Source organism: Streptomyces sp. NPDC057486 (genome assembly GCF_042802415.1).
In the GTDB taxonomy this organism is placed as follows: Bacteria; Actinomycetota; Actinomycetes; order Streptomycetales; family Streptomycetaceae; genus Streptomyces; species Streptomyces yanii.
The window spans coordinates 17,143-35,527 of the sequence record NZ_JBHVEE010000006.1 but is presented as its reverse complement, the minus strand read 5'-3'; the positions used below and the strand labels follow the sequence as shown (position 1 = coordinate 35,527).

Below are 18,385 nucleotides of genomic sequence, written 5' to 3'. Positions count from 1 at the left end.
AGAGTGCCCGGCAGTAAGCTTCGCGGCGTCGCGGGGCTGCCTACTGCCGGGTACTCTCAGACTCCCGCCGGCTCGTCCTCCCCGATGAAGGTGCGCCACAGCACGGCGTAATGCCCTTCCTCGGCGAGAAGTTCGTCATGCGTGCCGTCCTCGACGACCCGGCCGTGGTCCATCACCACGACCCGGTCGGCGCGGGCGGCCGTGGTCAGCCGGTGGGCGACGACGAGGGTGGTGCGCCGGCCGGTCAGCCGGTCGGTCGCCTGGTTGACCAGGGCCTCGCTGGCGAGGTCCAGGGAGGCGGTCGCCTCGTCGAGCAGGAGGATGTCGGGGTCGACGAGTTCGGCGCGGGCGAGTGCGATCAGCTGGCGCTGACCGGCCGACAGGTTGCGGCCCCGCTCGGCGACCTCGTGCAGATAGCCGCTGTCCAGCGTGGCGATCATGTCGTGCGCGCCGACCGCCCGGGCCGCCGCCTCCACCTGGGCGTCGGTGGCGTCCGGCCGCCCGTACGCGATGGCGTCCCGGACCGTACCCGCGAAGAGGTACGCCTCCTGCGGTACGACTCCGAGCCGGTGCCGGTACGCGGTGAGGTCGAGGCGACGCAGATCGGCGCCGTCCGCCGTGACCCGGCCACCCGTCGGGTCGTAGAACCGGGCGACGAGCTTGACCAGGGTGGACTTCCCGGCGCCGGTCTCCCCGACGAACGCGACGGTCTGCCCGGCCGGGATCCGCAGGTTGATGCCGGTGAGTGCCTCGTCCTCGTCGTCCCCGGAGCCGTACGCGAAGGTCACGTCCTCGAACGCGATCTCGCCGCGCAGCGAAGGCACGTCCAGCGGCTCCTCGGAGTCGGCGGTGGAGGTCGGCTCCCGGAGGAGTTCCTGGATGCGGCCGAGGGAGACCGTGGCCTGCTGGTAGCCGTCGAAGACCTGCGAGAGCTGCTGCACGGGCGCGAAGAACAGGTCGATGTAGAGGAGATACGCCACGAGGGCGCCGGTGGTGAGCGTGCCGTTGTCGACGCGGCCCGCGCCGACGATCAGTACGGCGGCCGCGGCCACCGACGACAGCAGCTGCACGAACGGGAAGTAGACCGAGATCAGCCACTGGCCGCGCACCCGGGCCTCGCGGTAGTGGTCGCTGCGGTCGGCGAACCGCTCCGCGCCGTCCTTCTCGCGGCGGAACGCCTGCACGATCCGGAGCCCGGAGACGGACTCCTGGAGGTCGGCGTTGACGACGCTGATCCGCTCACGGGCCAGCTCGTACGCCTTGACGCTCTTGCGGCGGAAGAAGAACGTACCGATGACCAGCACCGGCAGGGTCGCGAAGACGACGAGCGCCAGCTGGACGTCGAGGACGAGCAGCACGCCCATGATGCCGAAGAACGTGACGGCGGAGACGAAGGCCGTGACCAGACCGGTCTGGAGGAACGTGGACAGCGCGTCCACGTCCGTCGTCATCCGGGTCATGATGCGGCCGGTGAGCTCGCGCTCGTAGTAGTCGAGGCCGAGCCGCTGGAGCTGCGCGAAGATCTTCAGCCGGAGCGAGTAGAGCACCCGCTCTCCGGTGCGGCCCGTCATCCGGGTCTCGCCGATCTGCGCCGCCCACTGCACCAGCACGACGAACAGGGCGAGCACGGACGCCGCCCAGACCGCACCGGTCGCCATCTGCGTGACGCCCTGGTCGATGCCGTGCCGGATCAGTACGGGCAGGAGCAGGCTCATGCCCGCGTCGACGGCGACGAGCGCCAGGCTGACCGCCAGCGGAAGCCCGAAGCCGCGCAGCAGCCGGCGAAGCCCGTACGACTCCTCGCGCCGGACGGCGCGTGCCTCGTCGATCCCGGGGGTGTCGGTGGCCGGGGGAAGCGCCTCGACCTGGGCGAGCAGCTCGGGCGTGGCGGGCATGCCGGCCGCGCCGGTGTCGCGGGGCTCCTCCTTGCGGACCCAGAGTCCGGGGCTGATGCCGCGCTCGGCGTCGAAATCGGCTTCCAGCTCCTCCTGGAGGGCCCGGTTGTCCTCGACGGCCGTGTCGGTCATCACCGGCTGGTGGCCCGGGGAGGTGCCGCCCAGCTCGTCCGGGTCGGTGAGCAGACGCCGGTAGAGGGCGGAGCGGCGCTCCAGCTCCTCGTGCGTGCCGATGTCGGCGAGCCGGCCGTTCTCGAGTACGGCGATGCGGTCGGCGAGGCCGAGGGTGGAGCGGCGGTGGGCGATGAGGAGGGTCGTCCGCCCCTCCATGACCTGGGCGAGGGCCTCGTGGATCTCGTGCTCGACGCGGGCGTCGACGGCGGATGTGGCGTCGTCGAGGAGGAGCAGCCGGGGGTCGGTGAGGATGGCGCGGGCGAGCGCGACGCGCTGGCGCTGGCCGCCGGAGAGGGTGAGCCCGTGCTCGCCGACCTTGGTGTCGTAGCCGTTCGGCAGATCGGCGATGAACCCGTCCGCCTGGGCGGCGCGGGCTGCCTGCTCGATCTGCTCCTGGGTGGCGTCCGGGTGCCCGTACGCGATGTTGGCGCGGACCGTGTCGGAGAAGAGGAAGCTGTCCTCCGGCACGAGGCCGATGGCGGCCCGCAGCGAGTCCTGGGTGAGCTCCCGGACGTCGTGGCCGCCGACCAGGACGGCGCCGTGCGCCACGTCGTAGAAGCGGGGCAGCAGCAGGGAAACGGTGGACTTCCCGCTGCCGGAGGCGCCGACGACGGCGACGGTCTCGCCGGGTTCGATGGTGAGCGAGAACCCGTCGAGGACCGGCCGCTCGGGGTCGTACCCGAACCGTACGTCGTCGAACTCGACGGTCGCCGGGGCGTCGGCGGGGAGCTCCACCGTGCCGTCCGTCATGGTCGGCTCGGTGTCGATCAGCTCGATGACTCGCTCCACACCGGCGCGGGCCTGCTGCCCGACGGTGAGGACCATGGCGAGCATCCGGACCGGCCCGACGAGCTGGGCGAGGTAGGTCGAGAACGCGACGAACGTACCGAGCGTGATCTCGCCGCGAGTGGCGAGCCAGCCGCCGAGCGCCAGCATCGCGACCTGGCCGAGCGCGGGGACGGCCTGGAGGGCGGGGGTGTACCTGGAGTTCAGCCGGATCGTGCGCAGCCGCCCGGCGAACAGCTTCCGCCCGACCTCGCGCAGCTTCCCGGTCTCCTGCTCCTCCTGTCCGAACCCCTTGACGACCCGGACCCCGGAGACGGCCCCGTCGACGACTCCGGCGACGGCGGCGGCCTGCCCCTGGGCGTACCAGGTGGCGGGGAAGAGCCGGGAGCGGGAGCGTCGGGCGATGAACCAGAGCGCGGGGGCGACGGCGAGCGCGACGAGGGTCAGCAGCGGCGAGAGCCACGCCATGATCACCAGGGAGATGAGGAACAGCAGCACGTTCCCGATCGTCATCGGGAGCATGAACAGCAACCCCTGGATCAGCTGCAGGTCACTGGTGGCGCGCCCGACGACCTGCCCGGTGGACAGCTCGTCCTGCCGCCTCCCGTCGAGCCGGGTGAGCGTCCGGTACATGTCGGTGCGCAGATCGTGCTGTACGTCGAGGGCGAGCCGGCCGCCGTAGTAGCGGCGGATGTACGTCGATATGTACACCAGCACGGCGGTGGCGATCAGGAGGCCGGTCCAGACGCCGAGGGAACGGGTGTGGTTGCCGACGACATCGTCGATGATCACCTTGGTGATCAGCGGGACGACTGCCAGCACGGCCATCCCGGCGAGCGACGAACCGAGCGCCAGCAGCACATTGCGCCGATAGCGCCATGCGTAACCGCCCAGTCGCCGTGCCCAGCCCTGCTGTGCTGCGTCCGTGTCGCCGTCCGTCACCGGTGCCTCCCGTTCGACCTGGTCTACCGGAAGGCACCAACGCGATCAGCTGCGGATTTCATCCCGCCGTTACAAAGACCGTCCCATCGGAGTAGGACCGGCGTACGTCGTCCGACGGAGCGCACGGGGGTGGGGGCGCGGCTCGGGCGCGCCCTACGACCCGGGCGTGGCCGTCAGCATCGGCACGGCAGGGGCCTCGGGCACCGCCGGGACCGCCTCCTGCGGCGTGGCCGGCGGGGCGACGGTCGCCCTGGTCACGGCGGCCGGATTCAGGTCCTTGTGGATGGCGCGGGCGACGGCCTGGATGGTGTTGACGCCGTCGTTCATCGTCTTGTTGTCCTGGGTGAGCACGGTGATGCCGTAGTCGTGCCCCTTCCCGGTGAACGCACCGATGCTGTGCACCCGCCAGCCGTGCGTGGCACGCGGCAGCCAGCCGTTCTTGACCTGGACGGTCACCCCGGACGGGGCTCCGGCGGGCGTTCCCCAGCGCTGCGAGGAGATGACCTTGCGCATCAGGCCGAGCTCGTACGCGCGCGCGTTGTCGCTGAGTACGGAGTTCTTGGCGGTCAGCAGCGTCAGCAGCCGCAGCTCGTCCTGCGCGGTGATCTGGGTCAGCCCCCAGTAGCCACCGGAGCCGGGCACGGTGTGCGTCATGCCCGCGGCCTTCAGGAACGCCTTCACCTTGGTCACGCCGAGCTGCTTCCACAGGCTGGTGGTCGCGTTGTTGTCGGACTTGGTGATCATGGCGGTGGTGAGGTTGATCTCGCGCTGGGTGAGATAGCGGTTGTGCTTCTTGTTGTCCCAGAGCAGCGTCGCGAGGACGGTCGCCTTCACGATGCTCGCGGAGTCGTACGTGCTCGTGGACCGCATCGTGCAGGACGTCTTGGTGGTCCGGTCGTAGAGCGCGATCGCCGTGGTCGACCTGCGCCCCTTGAGGGCGGCGGTGATGTCGGTCGTCAGCTTGGCGGCGAGTCCCGCCTTGTCGGAAGTGCACCTCACGGTCGGCGTCGCGGCTGCGGCGGGCGTGGCCGCGAGGGTCACGGGCGCGAGCATGCCCGCGGCGAGCGTGACGGCGAGCGCGGTGCGCGCGCGGCGGGATATACGAGGCTGGTCCGTCATGGGACGTGTCCCCCCTGAGTGATCTGTACGGTGCGCCCCCTGCACACCCGTCAGGGATGACTCACGACCGGCCGAAAAGTTGTACGCGCCGCAGCCGGAACGGCCGGATTCGGACGCGGGGACACCGGCTGCGGGATGCGTGTCCAAGGGGTTTGCGGCCGATCGCGCATCGGGGACCGCCGGAGCAGCTCGACGGACATGATCCGGGCGTGCCGGATGTCGCTCCTCCTCGTCTCCGAGAAGGGCGGCCGACCCGTCCACGAGGTCCGGGAAGACCTCGTGGACGAGGGGAGGTTCCGATTCCATGCCCCGGGACCCTAGCGGGGCCGCGGCCTACAGATGCGTCGGCTCGAACATCCTCAGCAGTGCCGGAAGCACGACCACCGAAGGGCCGGGCTCCGCAAAGGACTTCGCCAGGTCGTCGGCGAGCGTCTCCGGGGTCGTACGGACCGCCGGTACGCCGAACGACTCGGCGAGGGCGACGAAGTCCGGGCGGGACAGTTCCGTCGCCGTGGCCTCGCCGAACGCACCCGTCATGTACTCGCGCAGGATGCCGTAGCCGCCGTCGTCGACGATCAGCCAGGTGACCGGCAGGTCGTACTGACGGGCCGTGGCCAGTTCCGCGATGGAGTACATCGCGCCGCCGTCGCCGGAGACCGCCAGGACCGGCCTCGTACGGTCGGCCGCGGCCGCGCCGAGCGCTGCCGGGAAGCCGTAGCCGAGACCGCCCGCGCCCTGCGCCGAGTGCATCGTGTTCGGGTGGCGGGCGTCGAAGGCGGACCAGGCCCAGTAGGCGAGGATCGTCATGTCCCAGAAGCTGGGGGACGTGTCGGGCAGCGCCTCGCGGACCGAGGCGATGAGCTGCTGCTCCAGCGTGAGGTCCTGGCCTGCGATCCGTGTCCGTACCGCGTCGAGGACCGCTCGCACACGGTCCGCCGCCGCCTCGTCCTCGCGGCGGTCGACCGCTTCGAGGAGGTCGGCGAGGGCCTCGCGGGCGTCGGCGTGGATGCCGAGCGCGGGATGGTTGGACTCCAGCTTCCCGGCGTCCGCCTCGATCTGGATGACCCGGCCGCGCGGGCTGAACGTGTGGTAGTTCGAGGAGAGTTCGCCGAGTCCGGAGCCGATGACCAGCAGGACGTCCGCCGCTTCGAGGAAGTCCGTCGTGTGGCGGTCCTCCAGCCAGGACTGGAGCGAGAGGGGGTGCTCCCAGGGGAACGCTCCCTTGCCGCCGAAGGTGGTGACGACCGGGGCGTCGATCTTCTCCGCGAGGGCGAGCAGCTTGCCGGACGCGTCGGAGCGCACGACTCCGCCGCCCGCGATGATCGCCGGACGTTCGGCGTTCGACAGCAGGTGCGCTGCCACGGCGGTCAGTTCGGGACGCGGGTGCAGGGGGCGCGGGGTGGCGTCCATCGCCGTGACGGCGGGCAGGGTGGTCTCGGCCAGGAGTACGTCCTGCGGGATCTCGATCCAGACCGGCCCGTGCGGGGCCGTCAGCGCGGACTCCCACGCGGCGGCGATCGCGGACGGGATCTGCGACGCCGTACGGACCGTGTGGACCGACTTCACGATGTCGCGGAACGACGCCTTCTGGTCCCGGAGTTCGTGCAGATAGCCGTGACGGCCGCCGCCCAGACCCGCGGTCGGGATCTGGCTGGAGATGGCCAGTACGGGGGCGGACGCGGCCGCCGCCTCCTGGAGCGCGGCGAGGGAGGTGAGTGCGCCCGGCCCGGTGGAGAGCAGCAGCGGCGCCACTTCGCCGGTGATCCGGCCGTACGCGTCGGCGGCGAAGCCCGCGTTGTTCTCGACGCGCAGGCCGACGTACGAGAGGGAGGAGCGGCGCAGCGCGTCGAACATGCCCAGCGCGTGCTGACCGGGCAGCCCGAAGACGGTGGTCGCGCCGAGGCCCTGGAGGGTCTCGACGACGAGGTCACCGCCGTTGCGTCCGGCGGCCGGGTTCAGTGCGTCCGCGATCTGCTCGGGGGTGAGCTGCGGGCGCTCGTCGTGGTGGTCGTGGGTCACTTGCCCTGCGTCCCCTTCGCCGCAGCGATCTGACGGGACATGATCGTCGTCAGCTCGTACGCGGTGTGGGAGGCGGCGACGGAGGTGATCTCCGCGTGGTCGTACGCGGGGGCGACCTCGACCAGGTCGGCGGAGACCAGGTTGCAGGAGGACAGGCCGCGGACGATCTCGAGGAGCTCGCGGGAGGTGAGGCCGCCCGCCTCGGGGGTGCCGGTGCCGGGCGCGTGCGCCGGGTCCAGGACGTCGATGTCGATGGAGATGTACAGCGGGCGGTCGCCGATGCGCTCGCGCAGCTGGTCGGCGATCTCGTCGACACCGCGGCGCATGACGTCGGCGGAGGTGACGATGCCGAAGCCCATCTTGGCGTCGTCGTCGAGGTCCTGCTTGCCGTACAGCGGGCCGCGGGTACCGACGTGGGAGAGCGCGGACGTGTCGAGGATGCCCTCCTCGACGGCCCGGCGGAACGGGGTGCCGTGGGTGTACTCGGCGCCGAAGTAGGTGTCCCAGGTGTCGAGGTGGGCGTCGAAGTGGAGCAGGGCGACCGGGCCGTGCTTCTTCGCGACGGAGCGCAGCAGCGGGAGCGCGATGGTGTGGTCGCCGCCGAGCGTCATCATGCGGGCGCCGGTGCCGAGGAGGTCGTCGGCCGCGGCCTCGATCGTCTCGACCGCCTCGTTGATGTTGAACGGGTTGGCGGCGATGTCACCTGCGTCGGCGACCTGCGCGAGGGCGAACGGCGAGGCGTCCTGCGCCGGGTTGTAGGGGCGCAGCAGGCGCGACGCCTCACGGATCGCGTTGCCACCGAAGCGGGCGCCGGGGCGGTAGGAGACGCCCGTGTCGAAAGGCACACCGACGACGGCGACATCGGCGGTGCCGACCTCGTCGAGCCGGGGCAGCCGCGCGAACGTCGCGGGACCGGCGTACCGCGGGACGCGGGAGGAGTCGACGGGGCCGCGCGGCGTTTCGTTGCTGCTCATGTGGAGTGCCTTTCTTCGGGCGATGCGGGTGGTGCACGCTTCGTGGGCGTTCGTGCGGTATTCAGTGTGCGGGGTGCGGTGGAGTGCGAGTGAGGGCCCCCACGGCAAACGGTTCCGTCCTCAACCGCCGGACGGGCGTGAACGGCCCGCCCGGCGATTGAGGACAGGTGATCAGACGGTCACCGGGTCCGAGTCGGGCGCCTCCGCTTCGGCGCCCCGGCCCGCCAGTCGCTCGCGCCAGGTGGCGAGCACCGCCGCGTCGGTCGGCTTCGTGGCCAGGGACACGATCACGTACACCGCGAGCGAGGCCAGCAGCCCGTAGTAGACCGGCTCGTTGGCGAGGATTCCGTACGACGCCATCAGACCGATCACCGCGAGGCCACCGACGGCCACCGCGGCCAGCGCACCGGCGGCCGTGCCGCGACGCCACAGCAGACCACCGAGGATCGGCACGAGCAGCCCGCCGACGAGCAGGTTGTACGCGACGGTCAGGGCCTCGACGACGTTGTTGAGGGCGATGGCGATGGCGATGACGGCCACACCCATGATGAGGATGAAGGCCCGGTTGCCCTTCACCTCGTCGTGCTCCTCGCCGCCGCTCCGGGTCACCGCGCCCCGCAGCCTCGACCAGATGTCGTTGTTGGCGACGGTGGCGCAGGCGATCAGCGCACCGGACGACGTCGACATCACCGCGGCGAGTGCGGCGGCCAGCACCAGTCCGCGTACACCCACCGGCAGTTCGTCCTTGACGATGGTCGCGAAGGCCGCGTCGGCGCTGGGCAGCTTCGGGTACATGACCTTGGCGGCGGTGCCGATGACAGCTCCGGCGATCGCGTACACCAGGCAGTACGTACCGGCGACGGTGCCGCCCCAGCGTGCGGTGCGGTCGGTGCGCGCGGTGAACACGCGCTGCCAGATGTCCTGGCCGATCAGCATGCCGAAGGTGTAGATCAGCACGTAGGTGAAGATCGTCTCGCCGCCGATGCCCAGCGGGTCGAAGTACTCGGTGGGCAGCTTCGCCTTCATCTCGCTGAAGCCGCCGGCCTTGATGACGGCGATCGGCAGGAGCAGCAGCAGGACGCCGATCGTCTTGACGACGAACTGGACCATGTCCGTGAGCGTGATCGACCACATGCCGCCGAGCGTCGAGTACGCGACGACGATGGCGCCGCCGAGGATGATCGCGACGGTGCGGTTCAGGTCGAAGAGGACGTCGAAGATGGTGGCGTACGCGATGGTCGAGGTGACCGCGAGCATCAGCGTGTACGCCCACATGACGACACCGGAGATGAGTCCGGCCCGGCCGCCGTAGCGCAGGTCGAGCATCTCGGAGACCGTGTAGACCTTCAGCCGGGCGATGCGTGCCGAGAAGAAGATGGACAGGGCGAGCAGCCCGAGGCCGATGGTGAAGACCATCCAGGCGCCGGAGAGTCCGTACTGGTATCCGAGGCCGACGCCGCCGATGGTGGAGGCACCGCCGAGGACGATCGCGGCCATGGTCCCGGAGTACATCCAGGGGCCGAGGCGGCGGCCTGCCACCAGGAATTCGCTCTTGGACTTGGCGCGGCGCATGCCCCACCAGCCCATCGCGAGCATGCCGGCCAGATAGACGATGATCACTGCATAGTCGACAGCCATGGGCTTACCTCCGTCTCAGTCGCTTCGCGAAATGTTGCGGGTATGTGTTTCGTGAAGACGGTAGGTGGCCCACAAGCAGCGCTGAAGTGTACGTTTCATCCATTCTCGTCGTAGCCGATGGATGGACCATCCATGCCGGACATTCCCACCGGGCGCCATTCCCCCGCCGGATCCGCTCCCCCCACCCCGCCCATCCCGCTCGCCGAGCTGCTCGCCCGCGAGGAACTCCGGCTGCGCCGGATCGCGGGACCGGACCATGCGGACCTGTTGTGGGTGCACACCTCGGAGATGGCCGACCCGTACCCGTATCTGCTCGGCGGTGAGCTGCTGCTGAGCGCCGGGGTGCTGCTCGAGGACCCGGACACCTATGTCGCCCGGCTGGTGGAGGCGGGGGCGGCGGCGCTCGGTTTCGGGGTCACGCCGGTGCACGACGCCGTGCCGCAGGCCCTGATCGAGGCGTGCGACCGGCATGGGCTGCCCCTGGTGGAGGTGCCGCCCGAGACCCCGTTCACCGCGATCGCCCGAGCGGTGTGGCGCCTGATGGCCGAGGCCCGGCACCGGGAGCTGCGCCGGGTGACGCGCGCCCAGCAGGCCCTGGCCACGGCGGCGGCCCGGCCGGATCCGGTCCCCGCGGTGCTGCACCAGCTCGCCGCCCAGCTGTCGGGGCGGGCGGTCCTGCTCTCCGCGGCCGGCGAGGAGCTGCACGCGGCGGGCCGCCGCCCGCCCCCCGAGGTGCGGGCCGCGCTGACCCGGCTGACCCGCGTGGTCTCCCCCGCCGCGCCTGCCGCCTCCCCCGCCCCCACGTCCGCGACCGACGCCGTCGGCGACACGCATCTCTTCGCGTACGCGCTCGGCGGCGGCCAGGGGCTCGTCCTGGCGCTGTCGACGGGACGGCGCGAGGCGGGCGACCACACGGTCACCGGTATCGCGGTCGTCCTACTCTCCCTGCTGGCCGCCCCGCACCAGGGCGCCGACGCCGCGGGCCGGTCGGCGGCACTGGTGCGGATGCTGCTGGGCGCGGACCCGGCGGCCGTCGCCCCGCTGCTCGGCGGCGCCGAGCTCTGGACGGTGGTGCATGCCCGGCGCAGCGGTGGCGGCCCCGTCGACCCGCTGACCGCCGGGGCACTGGGGGCCGCGCTGGGATCGGCACTGGTCGACGCGGGCCGGGGCGGCGACGCGGTCAAGGTCCTGGTCCCGGGTGGCGAGCGGGTCACCCCGCAGCCCGGCTGGACACTCGGCACCTCCGCTCCCGTCTCCATCACCGCGCTGGACCTCGCCGACGGCCAGGCGGCCCGCGCCCTGGGCCGGGCCGTGGCCACCCGCACCCCACTGGCCCATCACCACACCGACGCGGGGCAGGGCCTGGCCGCGCTCGTCCCGCCCGCCGAGGCGGAGGCGCACGCCCGCGCCCTGCTCGCCCCGCTCACCCCCACGCTCGCGGAGACGCTCCGCTGCTGGCTGGGCCTGCACGGCAGCTGGGACCGGACGGCGGTGGCGCTGCAGGTCCACCGCAACACGGTCCGCCAGCGCATCGCCCGCTGCGCGACGCTGCTGGACGCGGACCTCGACGACATGGACGTACGGACGGAGCTGTGGTTCGCGCTGCGGCGCCAGTGACTGCGTGCCGCGGTTCATGCGGAGGCGCCCGGCGACGTCGGGCTGTGATGTGGGCGACCACCGGCGGAGAACTCTGGACAGCTTCAGTGACCGCCGGGTAACTTTTGACCAGAACTGAGCAAGCGCTTAGCCACCCGCTGGCCGATGCTCGCCCGAAGCTGACCGAAGCCGACAGAGGAGGCACCCCCGTGCGCCGTACGGTATTCAACGAGGACCACGAGGCGTTCCGGGAGACCATCCGCGCCTTCATCGCGGCCGAGGTCGTCCCCGTCTACGACGAGTGGTTCGCCGCCGGCCAGGCGCCGCGCGAGTTCTACCACAAGCTCGGCGAGCTGGGCGTCTTCGGCATCGAGGTGGACGAGGAGTACGGCGGCGCCGGCATCGACTCGCACAAGTACGAGGCCGTCATCTACGAGGAGACCGCCCGCGCCGGTGTCTCCTTCGGCGGCTCGGGTGTGCACACCCTGCTCGGCCTGCCGTACATCAAGATGCTCGCCACCGACGAGCAGAAGAAGCGCTGGCTGCCGAAGTTCACCACCGGCGAGGAGATGTGGGCCCTCGCGATGACCGAGCCGGGCACCGGCTCCGACGTCGCGGGCATGAAGACCACCGCCAAGCTCTCCGAGGACGGCACGCACTACGTCCTCAACGGCGCCAAGACCTTCATCACCGGTGGTGTGCATGCCGACCGCGTGATCGTGTGCGCCCGTACGTCCGCTCCCCGCGAGGACGACCGCCGCTTCGGCATCTCCCTGTTCGCCGTGGACACCAAGTCGGCGGGCTACTCCGTCGGCCGCAAGCTGGACAAGCTCGGCCTGAAGGTCTCCGACACCGCCGAGCTGGCCTTCGTCGACGTCAAGGTCCCCGTCGAGGACCTGCTCGGCGAGGAGAACAAGGGCTTCGGCTACCTCGGCACCAACCTGGCGTCCGAGCGCTGGGGCATAGCCTTCGGCGCGTACGCGCAGGCCGCTGCCGCCGTCCGGTTCGCCAAGAGCTACGTGCAGGACCGCACGGTCTTCGGCAAGACCGTCGCGTCGTTCCAGAACACCAAGTTCGAGCTGGCCGCCTGCCAGGCCGAGGTGGACGCGGCCCAGGCCGTCGCCGACCGTGCGCTGGAGGCTCTCGACGCCGGTGAGCTGACCGCCGCCGAGGCCGCCTCCGCGAAGCTGTTCTGCACGGAGGTCGCGCACCGCGTGATCGACCGCTGCCTCCAGCTGCACGGTGGCTACGGCTTCATGAACGAGTACCCGATCGCCCGCCTGTACGCGGACAACCGCGTCAACCGTATCTACGGCGGCACCAGCGAGGTCATGAAGTCGATCATCGCCAAGTCCATGGGTCTGTAGAACGGTTACGTTCTTCTCCATGAGCGCAGCACTTGAATCCCTGCTCGATCTGCTCGACCTGGAGCAGATCGAGCGGGACATCTTCCGGGGCACGAGCCGTTCGGCGGTCGTGCCCCGGGTGTTCGGCGGCCAGGTCGCGGCCCAGGCACTCGTTGCCGCGGGCCGCACCGTCCCCGCGGACCTTCCCCAAGCTCTCGGCTCCGCTCGAGCAGGGGAGGCCCCATTGGCCCACTCCCTGCACTCCTACTTCCTGCGGATGGGCGACCCGGGCGCGCCGATCGTCTACAGCGTCGACCGGATCCGCGACGGCCGCTCCTTCACCACCCGCCGGGTGGTGGCCGTCCAGCACGGGCAGCCGATCTTCCATCTCTCGGCGTCCTTCCAGACGTACGAGGAGGGCCTGGAGCACCAGGCGGACATGCCGCCCGCTCCCGACCCGGAGACGCTGCCCACGGCGGAACAGATGCTCCCGCGGTACGCGGACGCGTTCACCGAGCCGGGCGTCATGGACCGGCTGCTGGAGGCGCGGGCCGCCGTCGACCTGCGCTATGTCGGCGCCCCGCCGTTCGCCAACGTCGGCACACCGCAGGAGCCCCGCTCCCAGGTGTGGTTCCGCACCAACGGCAAACTCGCGGACGACCCGCTGCTGCACGTCTGCATGGCCACGTACGTCTCCGACATGACGCTGCTCGACTCGGTGCTGCTCGCGCACGGGCGCGGCGGCTGGACGGTCGGCGACGTGGTCGGCGCGAGCCTGGACCACGCGATGTGGTTCCACCGGCCGTTCCGGGCCGACGAATGGCTGCTGTACGACCAGGAGTCGCCGTCCGCGTCCGGCGGGCGCGGGCTCGGCCAGGCCCGCATCTACACGCAGGACGGCCGGCTGGCGATCACCGTCATCCAGGAGGGCGTGGTCCGGGTCCCGCGGGACTGAGACCGACCGGCACCCGGGGGAGGAAGCCGCCTCCCATGTGCCGGCCGGTCCCGGCGGGCCGCGGCCCGCCCCCTCATGGATACTCCCCACCATGAGCGCCGAGAACAGCACCAGCGGCAGCGCGACCGGTGGGGAGTCCACGTTCACGGTCATCGTCGCGGCGATCGCCAACCTCGGTATCGCCGTGGCGAAGGCGATCGCGGGGCTGATCAGCGGATCGAGCGCGATGCTCTCCGAGGCGGCGCACTCGGTCGCCGACACCGTCACCGAGGTCCTGCTGCTCACCGCCCTCAAGCGCAGCGAGAAGCCCGCCGACGAGGAACACCCGCTGGGCTACGGCCCCGAGCGCTACATCTGGGCGCTGCTCGCGTCGGTCGCCACGTTCGTCGGCGGCGCGGTGTTCGCCGTCTACGACGGCATCCACACGCTCGTCCGGGGCGAGGAACTCGGCGACCCGCTGGTCTCGTACATCGTGCTGGCCGTCGCGTTCGTCCTGGAGGGCTACTCCCTGCGCACGGGCCTGCGCCAGGTCCGCGGTGAGGCCGCCCGTCTGGGCGCACCCACCACGCACTACTTGCGCCACACGCCCGACACCGCGGTCAAGGCGGTCGTGATGGAGGACTCGGCGGCCCTGGCCGGCCTGGTCCTCGCCGCGGGCGGCCTCCTGGGCGGCACGCTCACCGGCTCGGGCGTCTGGGACGGCATCGCGTCGATCCTGATCGGCGCCCTGCTGGTGTACGTGGCCTGGGTGCTGGGCCGCTCCAACGCCCAGCTGCTGATCGGCCGCCCGGTACCGGAGGAGATGCGGGAGGGGGTCCGCGAGGAGCTTCTCTCCGTACCGCACATCATCGAGGTCCTGGAGCTCACCACCCTGATCCAGGGACCGACGGAGATCCTCGTCGCCGCGAAGATCGACTTCCGGGACGCGTCGACTGCGGAGCAGATCGAGTGGGCGTGCGAGGAGGCGGAGGAGCAGTTGCAGGAGCGGTATCCGGCGATCCGCCGGGTGTATCTGGACCCGACGCCGGGGCTGGGGCTGCAGCGACGGGCAGGCCGGCCGGGGGCGGGGCCGGACACCGGTACGGGGGCCTGATACGGCGACGGCCAGGCAGCGTGCCCGCAGGGAGCCGGAGGGCCCCGGCGGTGAAGCTGCTCGAGGCCGGGCAACGGCGCGGCTGCGGCCGGACGGGTCCGGAAGCACGCCGCTCCTGTCCCAGGCCTGCTGGTGGGGCGCGGTCGCGATCGGCTTCCTCAACACGAACCGCTGACCGGTCCCACCTCGGCGGATCACGCCTGCCGACGGTCGCTCCTGCATGGAAATCACCGGGTCCCGGACTGTTGTGACGCTCCGTCCGCCTCCGGCATGTCCGCAGGGCGAAGCACCTCACAGCTGTCGGCCCGGATCTGCCCCGTGCCGTCCGTACGCATCAGAGCAGCCCGGCCGCGTCCAGCAGATAGTCCGTCATCGGGTCGTAGAACCGTGGGTCCAGCACGTGATCGTCCAGCGGCACCACCACCTGCAGGGTGCCCTCCGCCTCACCCAGGAAGAGCGCCGGGTCGTTGCAGTCCGCGTACCCGACCGCGTCGAGCCCCCGCTGTCCCGCGCACCCCGCCCACCCGTGGTCGGCGACCACCAGGTCCGGCAGCGGCCGCCCCTCGCGCTCAAGACCGTCCAGGATCGCCGCCATCGGCGCCGGTGAGTGCGTGTGCCACAGCGTCGCCCCGCGCTCCATCACGGCCACATCGGCGAACTGGAAGACCATGCCCTCGTCCGCCATCAGCCCGGAGGGAATCCGCACGATCTCGCACCCGGCGCCGCGCAGCGCATCCGCGGTCTGCCGGTGCACATCCAGCAGCCCACCCGGATGCCCGGTCGCGAACAGCACCCGCTCTGCCCCGGCCGCCGCCTTGCGCAACCGGGCCGCCATGCGCTCCAGCGCGTCGACGGTCAGCTCGGGATCGATGGTGTCCTGCCCCTGCCGGTGCTCCGGATCATCGTTGACCCCACAGCGCTCCGCCATCACGGCGAGCACGTCCTGCTCATCGGCCCACCGGTTGCCGAGCTCCAGCCCCAGCCAGTAGTGGCGGTCCCCGTTGGCGAGCCTGCGGTAGTGGGTGAGGTTGTTGTCGCGGGGGGTGGCGACGTCTCCGGCGATACGCGTGCGGACGAGGTGTTCGACGAGGGCGGCGCGGCTGGGTATCGGCATGAACCCATTGTGCCGTCAGGTGTGCGCAGTGTGCCGGGTGTCTTGCACGGCGGACGCGGAGGGGCGGGAAGCGCTGCCTTCTTCGGACCGTCACGCAGCGGTCCGATCCCGGTGCTCCGCCGCGCAGTGGTGCTCCCGCGGCCCGATGGGGCGGGGCGCGGGCGCCCTTCCCGTACCACCGAGCGGATGGACGTGCCCCACCGGATCGCGGCGGTCGCGACCCGGTGGCCCGCGACCCCGTGGGTCAGGACCCGGGCGGTCGCGACGCGGTGTGCCACGCCGTCACATGCTTTTGATCCCTTGGGGAACCACCCTCCCCACCCCACCCTGCCCTGCCTTCCGTCACCCACAAGGGTGAGGTTCGCCAACCGGGCTGGATATCGGTCCGGTTGGCGGGCATATGCCTCAGCGCTCCACGGCCGCCGCGGCGAACGCCCCCCGCGCCAGCCGGTGCAGCAGCGCCGCCGTCGCCGCGCGGCCCGGCAGGGCGCCGGGGCGGCCCAGGTGCGGGGTCGAGTTGAGCAGGCCGAAGACCGCGTGGACGGTGGCGCGGGCCTCGCTCTCGGGGAGGAGCGGATAGAGGGCGCTGACCACCTCGACCCACAGCTCCACGTACTGCCGCTGGAGCTGCCGCACGCGCTTGCGGTCGCTGTCCCGGAGGCGGTCCAGCTCGCGGTCGTGCAGGGTGATCAGGGGGCGGTCGTCCAGGGCGAAGTCGATGTGGCCCTCAATGAGCGCGTCCAGCAGGGCCTCCGGGGAGCCGTCGCCGGAGCGCGCGTCCTCCGTGACGCGGAGCCTTCCGCCGGCCAGGAGGCGCTCACTGATGCCGACCAGCAGCTCGGCGAGCATCGCGTCCTTGCCGGGGAAGTGGCGGTAGAGGCCGGGGCCGCTGATCCCCACGGCTGCGCCTATCTCGTCGACGCCCACACCGTGGAAGCCGCGCTCGGCGAAGAGGCGGGCAGCCTCCTTGAGGATCTGCTCGCGGCGCGTCGGGGCGTCCGTCCTGGTGGTCATGGATTCGATTCTAGACAGTGGCGTTAGCGAGCGTTAACCTGAAGGCAACGTGTTAACGCTCATTAACCGGATCGGCGGACCGGCCGACCGGGCAAGGGGGCTCGACGGATGCAGCAGGCACCGGTGCTGGCGAGTGCGGCGGATCCCGCGTCTCAGGGCTGGCTGGCCAACGAGGAGGCGCACCGCGCGCTCGGCGACGAGCTGCGGGCGCGCCTGGCCACGGCCAGGCTGGGCGGGGGTGAGAAGGCCCGCGCCCGGCATGTGGCGCGCGGCAAGCTGCTGCCCCGGGAGCGGGTGGACACCCTGCTGGACCCGGGGTCGCCCTTCCTGGAGCTGGCACCGCTCGCGGCCGAGGGACTGTACGGGGGCGCCGCTCCGGCGGCCGGGGTGATCGCCGGGATCGGGCGGGTCAGCGGCCGGGAGTGCGTGATCGTCGCCAATGACGCCACGGTCAAGGGCGGCACGTACTACCCCATGACGGTGAAGAAGCACCTGCGGGCCCAGGAGGTGGCGCTGGAGAACCGGCTGCCGTGTCTGTACCTCGTGGACTCCGGTGGCGCGTTCCTGCCGATGCAGGACGAGGTGTTTCCCGACCGGGAGCACTTCGGGCGGATCTTCTACAACCAGGCGCGGATGTCGGGGGCCGGGATTCCGCAGGTCGCGGCCGTGCTGGGGTCCTGTACGGCCGGCGGGGCGTACGTCCCCGCGATGAGCGACGAGGCCGTGATCGTGCGGAACCAGGGGACGATCTTCCTCGGCGGTCCGCCGCTGGTGAAGGCCGCTACCGGTGAGGTCGTCACGGCGGAGGAGCTGGGTGGTGGCGAGGTCCACTCCCGTACGTCGGGCGTCACCGACCATCTCGCGGAGGACGACGCGCACGCCCTGCGGATCGTCCGGAACATCGTGGCCACGCTGCCCGCGCGCGGGGCCCTGCCCTGGTCCGTGGAGGCCGTGGAGGAGCCGAAGGTCGATCCTGCGGGGCTGTACGGGGTCGTGCCGGTCGATTCGCGGACGCCGTACGACGTACGGGAGGTCATCGCGCGGGTCGTCGACGGGTCGCGGTTCGCCGAGTTCAAGGCGGAGTACGGGACGACGCTGGTCACCGGCTTCGCCCGGATCCATGGGCATCCGGTCGGCATCGTCGCCAACAACGGCATCCTGTTCTCCGAGTCCGCCCAGAAGGGTGCGCACTTCATCGAGCTCTGCGACCAGCGCGGCATCCCGCTGGTCTTCCTGCAGAACATCTCCGGGTTCATGGTCGGGCGCGACTACGAGGCCGGCGGCATCGCCAAGCACGGCGCCAAGATGGTCACGGCCGTCGCCTGCACCCGGGTCCCGAAGCTGACCGTCGTGGTCGGCGGCTCGTACGGGGCGGGGAACTACTCCATGTGCGGGCGGGCCTACTCGCCGCGCTTCCTGTGGATGTGGCCCAACGCCAAGATCTCCGTCATGGGCGGCGAGCAGGCCGCGTCCGTCCTCGCGACGGTCAAGCGCGACCAGCTGGGCGACGACTGGAGCACGGAGGACGAGGAAGCCTTCAAGGCGCCGATCCGCGCACAGTACGAGACGCAGGGCAACGCGTACTACGCCACCGCCCGGCTCTGGGACGACGGGGTGATCGACCCGCTGGAGACCCGGCAGGTGCTGGGGCTCGCTCTGACCGCGTGTGCCAACGCCCCGCTGGGTGAGCCCGGCTTCGGCGTCTTCCGGATGTGAGGAA

Annotated in this window: 12 protein-coding genes; 5 read left to right on the top strand and 7 right to left on the bottom strand. The window is 71.4% G+C overall.

Annotation, left to right across the window (positions count from 1 at the left end):
* Window positions 1-56: 56 nt before the first annotated feature.
* From ACFU6I_RS05045 to ACFU6I_RS05025, 5 genes are all read right to left on the bottom strand, one after another.
* Entirely contained in the window at window positions 57-3,797 is a 3,741-nt protein-coding gene (locus ACFU6I_RS05045) for an ABC transporter ATP-binding protein (RefSeq protein WP_384361690.1), read from the bottom strand.
* A 153-nt stretch (window positions 3,798-3,950) separates the two neighbouring features.
* Complete coding sequence (locus tag ACFU6I_RS05040; RefSeq protein WP_384361916.1) at window positions 3,951-4,850, bottom strand: serine hydrolase; 900 nt, start codon at window positions 4,848-4,850, stop codon at window positions 3,951-3,953.
* Window positions 4,851-5,249: 399 nt separating this feature from the next.
* Window positions 5,250-6,935 (bottom strand): thiamine pyrophosphate-binding protein, encoded by a 1,686-nt coding sequence (locus ACFU6I_RS05035; RefSeq protein ID WP_384361687.1) that lies wholly within the window; start codon window positions 6,933-6,935, stop codon window positions 5,250-5,252.
* Complete coding sequence (speB, locus tag ACFU6I_RS05030; RefSeq protein ID WP_384361684.1) at window positions 6,932-7,909, bottom strand: agmatinase; 978 nt, start codon at window positions 7,907-7,909, stop codon at window positions 6,932-6,934. The genes ACFU6I_RS05035 and speB overlap by 4 nt, the downstream gene beginning before the upstream one ends.
* 171 nt (window positions 7,910-8,080) lie before the next feature.
* Entirely contained in the window at window positions 8,081-9,547 is a 1,467-nt protein-coding gene (locus ACFU6I_RS05025; RefSeq protein ID WP_384361681.1) for a sodium:solute symporter, read from the bottom strand.
* 117 nt (window positions 9,548-9,664) lie between these two features.
* On the opposite strand from ACFU6I_RS05025, the gene ACFU6I_RS05020 reads away from it, so the two are divergent.
* From ACFU6I_RS05020 to ACFU6I_RS05005, 4 genes are all read left to right on the top strand, one after another.
* Complete coding sequence (locus tag ACFU6I_RS05020) at window positions 9,665-11,164, top strand: PucR family transcriptional regulator (protein WP_384361678.1); 1,500 nt, start codon at window positions 9,665-9,667, stop codon at window positions 11,162-11,164.
* Window positions 11,165-11,352: 188 nt separating this feature from the next.
* Window positions 11,353-12,510 (top strand): acyl-CoA dehydrogenase family protein, encoded by a 1,158-nt coding sequence (locus tag ACFU6I_RS05015; RefSeq protein WP_266985418.1) that lies wholly within the window; start codon window positions 11,353-11,355, stop codon window positions 12,508-12,510.
* Between the two features lie 19 nt (window positions 12,511-12,529).
* Window positions 12,530-13,444: an acyl-CoA thioesterase gene (locus ACFU6I_RS05010; RefSeq protein ID WP_384361675.1), complete on the top strand. Its 915-nt coding sequence runs from the start codon at window positions 12,530-12,532 to the stop codon at window positions 13,442-13,444.
* A gap of 91 nt (window positions 13,445-13,535) precedes the next feature.
* On the top strand, window positions 13,536-14,537 hold the full coding sequence (locus ACFU6I_RS05005) for a cation diffusion facilitator family transporter (protein WP_384361672.1): 1,002 nt from the start codon (window positions 13,536-13,538) through the stop codon (window positions 14,535-14,537).
* A 334-nt stretch (window positions 14,538-14,871) separates the two neighbouring features.
* On the opposite strand, the gene ACFU6I_RS05000 is transcribed toward ACFU6I_RS05005, so the two are convergent.
* Together ACFU6I_RS05000 and ACFU6I_RS04995 are read right to left on the bottom strand one after the other, a co-directional pair.
* Window positions 14,872-15,651, bottom strand: coding sequence for a phosphatase (locus ACFU6I_RS05000; RefSeq protein ID WP_384361669.1), 780 nt, complete (start codon window positions 15,649-15,651; stop codon window positions 14,872-14,874).
* A 405-nt stretch (window positions 15,652-16,056) separates the two neighbouring features.
* Window positions 16,057-16,665 (bottom strand): TetR/AcrR family transcriptional regulator, encoded by a 609-nt coding sequence (locus ACFU6I_RS04995; protein ID WP_384035100.1) that lies wholly within the window; start codon window positions 16,663-16,665, stop codon window positions 16,057-16,059.
* Between the two features lie 108 nt (window positions 16,666-16,773).
* On the opposite strand from ACFU6I_RS04995, the gene ACFU6I_RS04990 reads away from it, so the two are divergent.
* The gene (locus ACFU6I_RS04990) at window positions 16,774-18,381 is read left to right on the top strand and encodes a carboxyl transferase domain-containing protein (protein ID WP_384361666.1); all 1,608 of its coding nucleotides are present in this window, start codon (window positions 16,774-16,776) and stop codon (window positions 18,379-18,381) included.
* Window positions 18,382-18,385 lie beyond the last annotated feature (4 nt).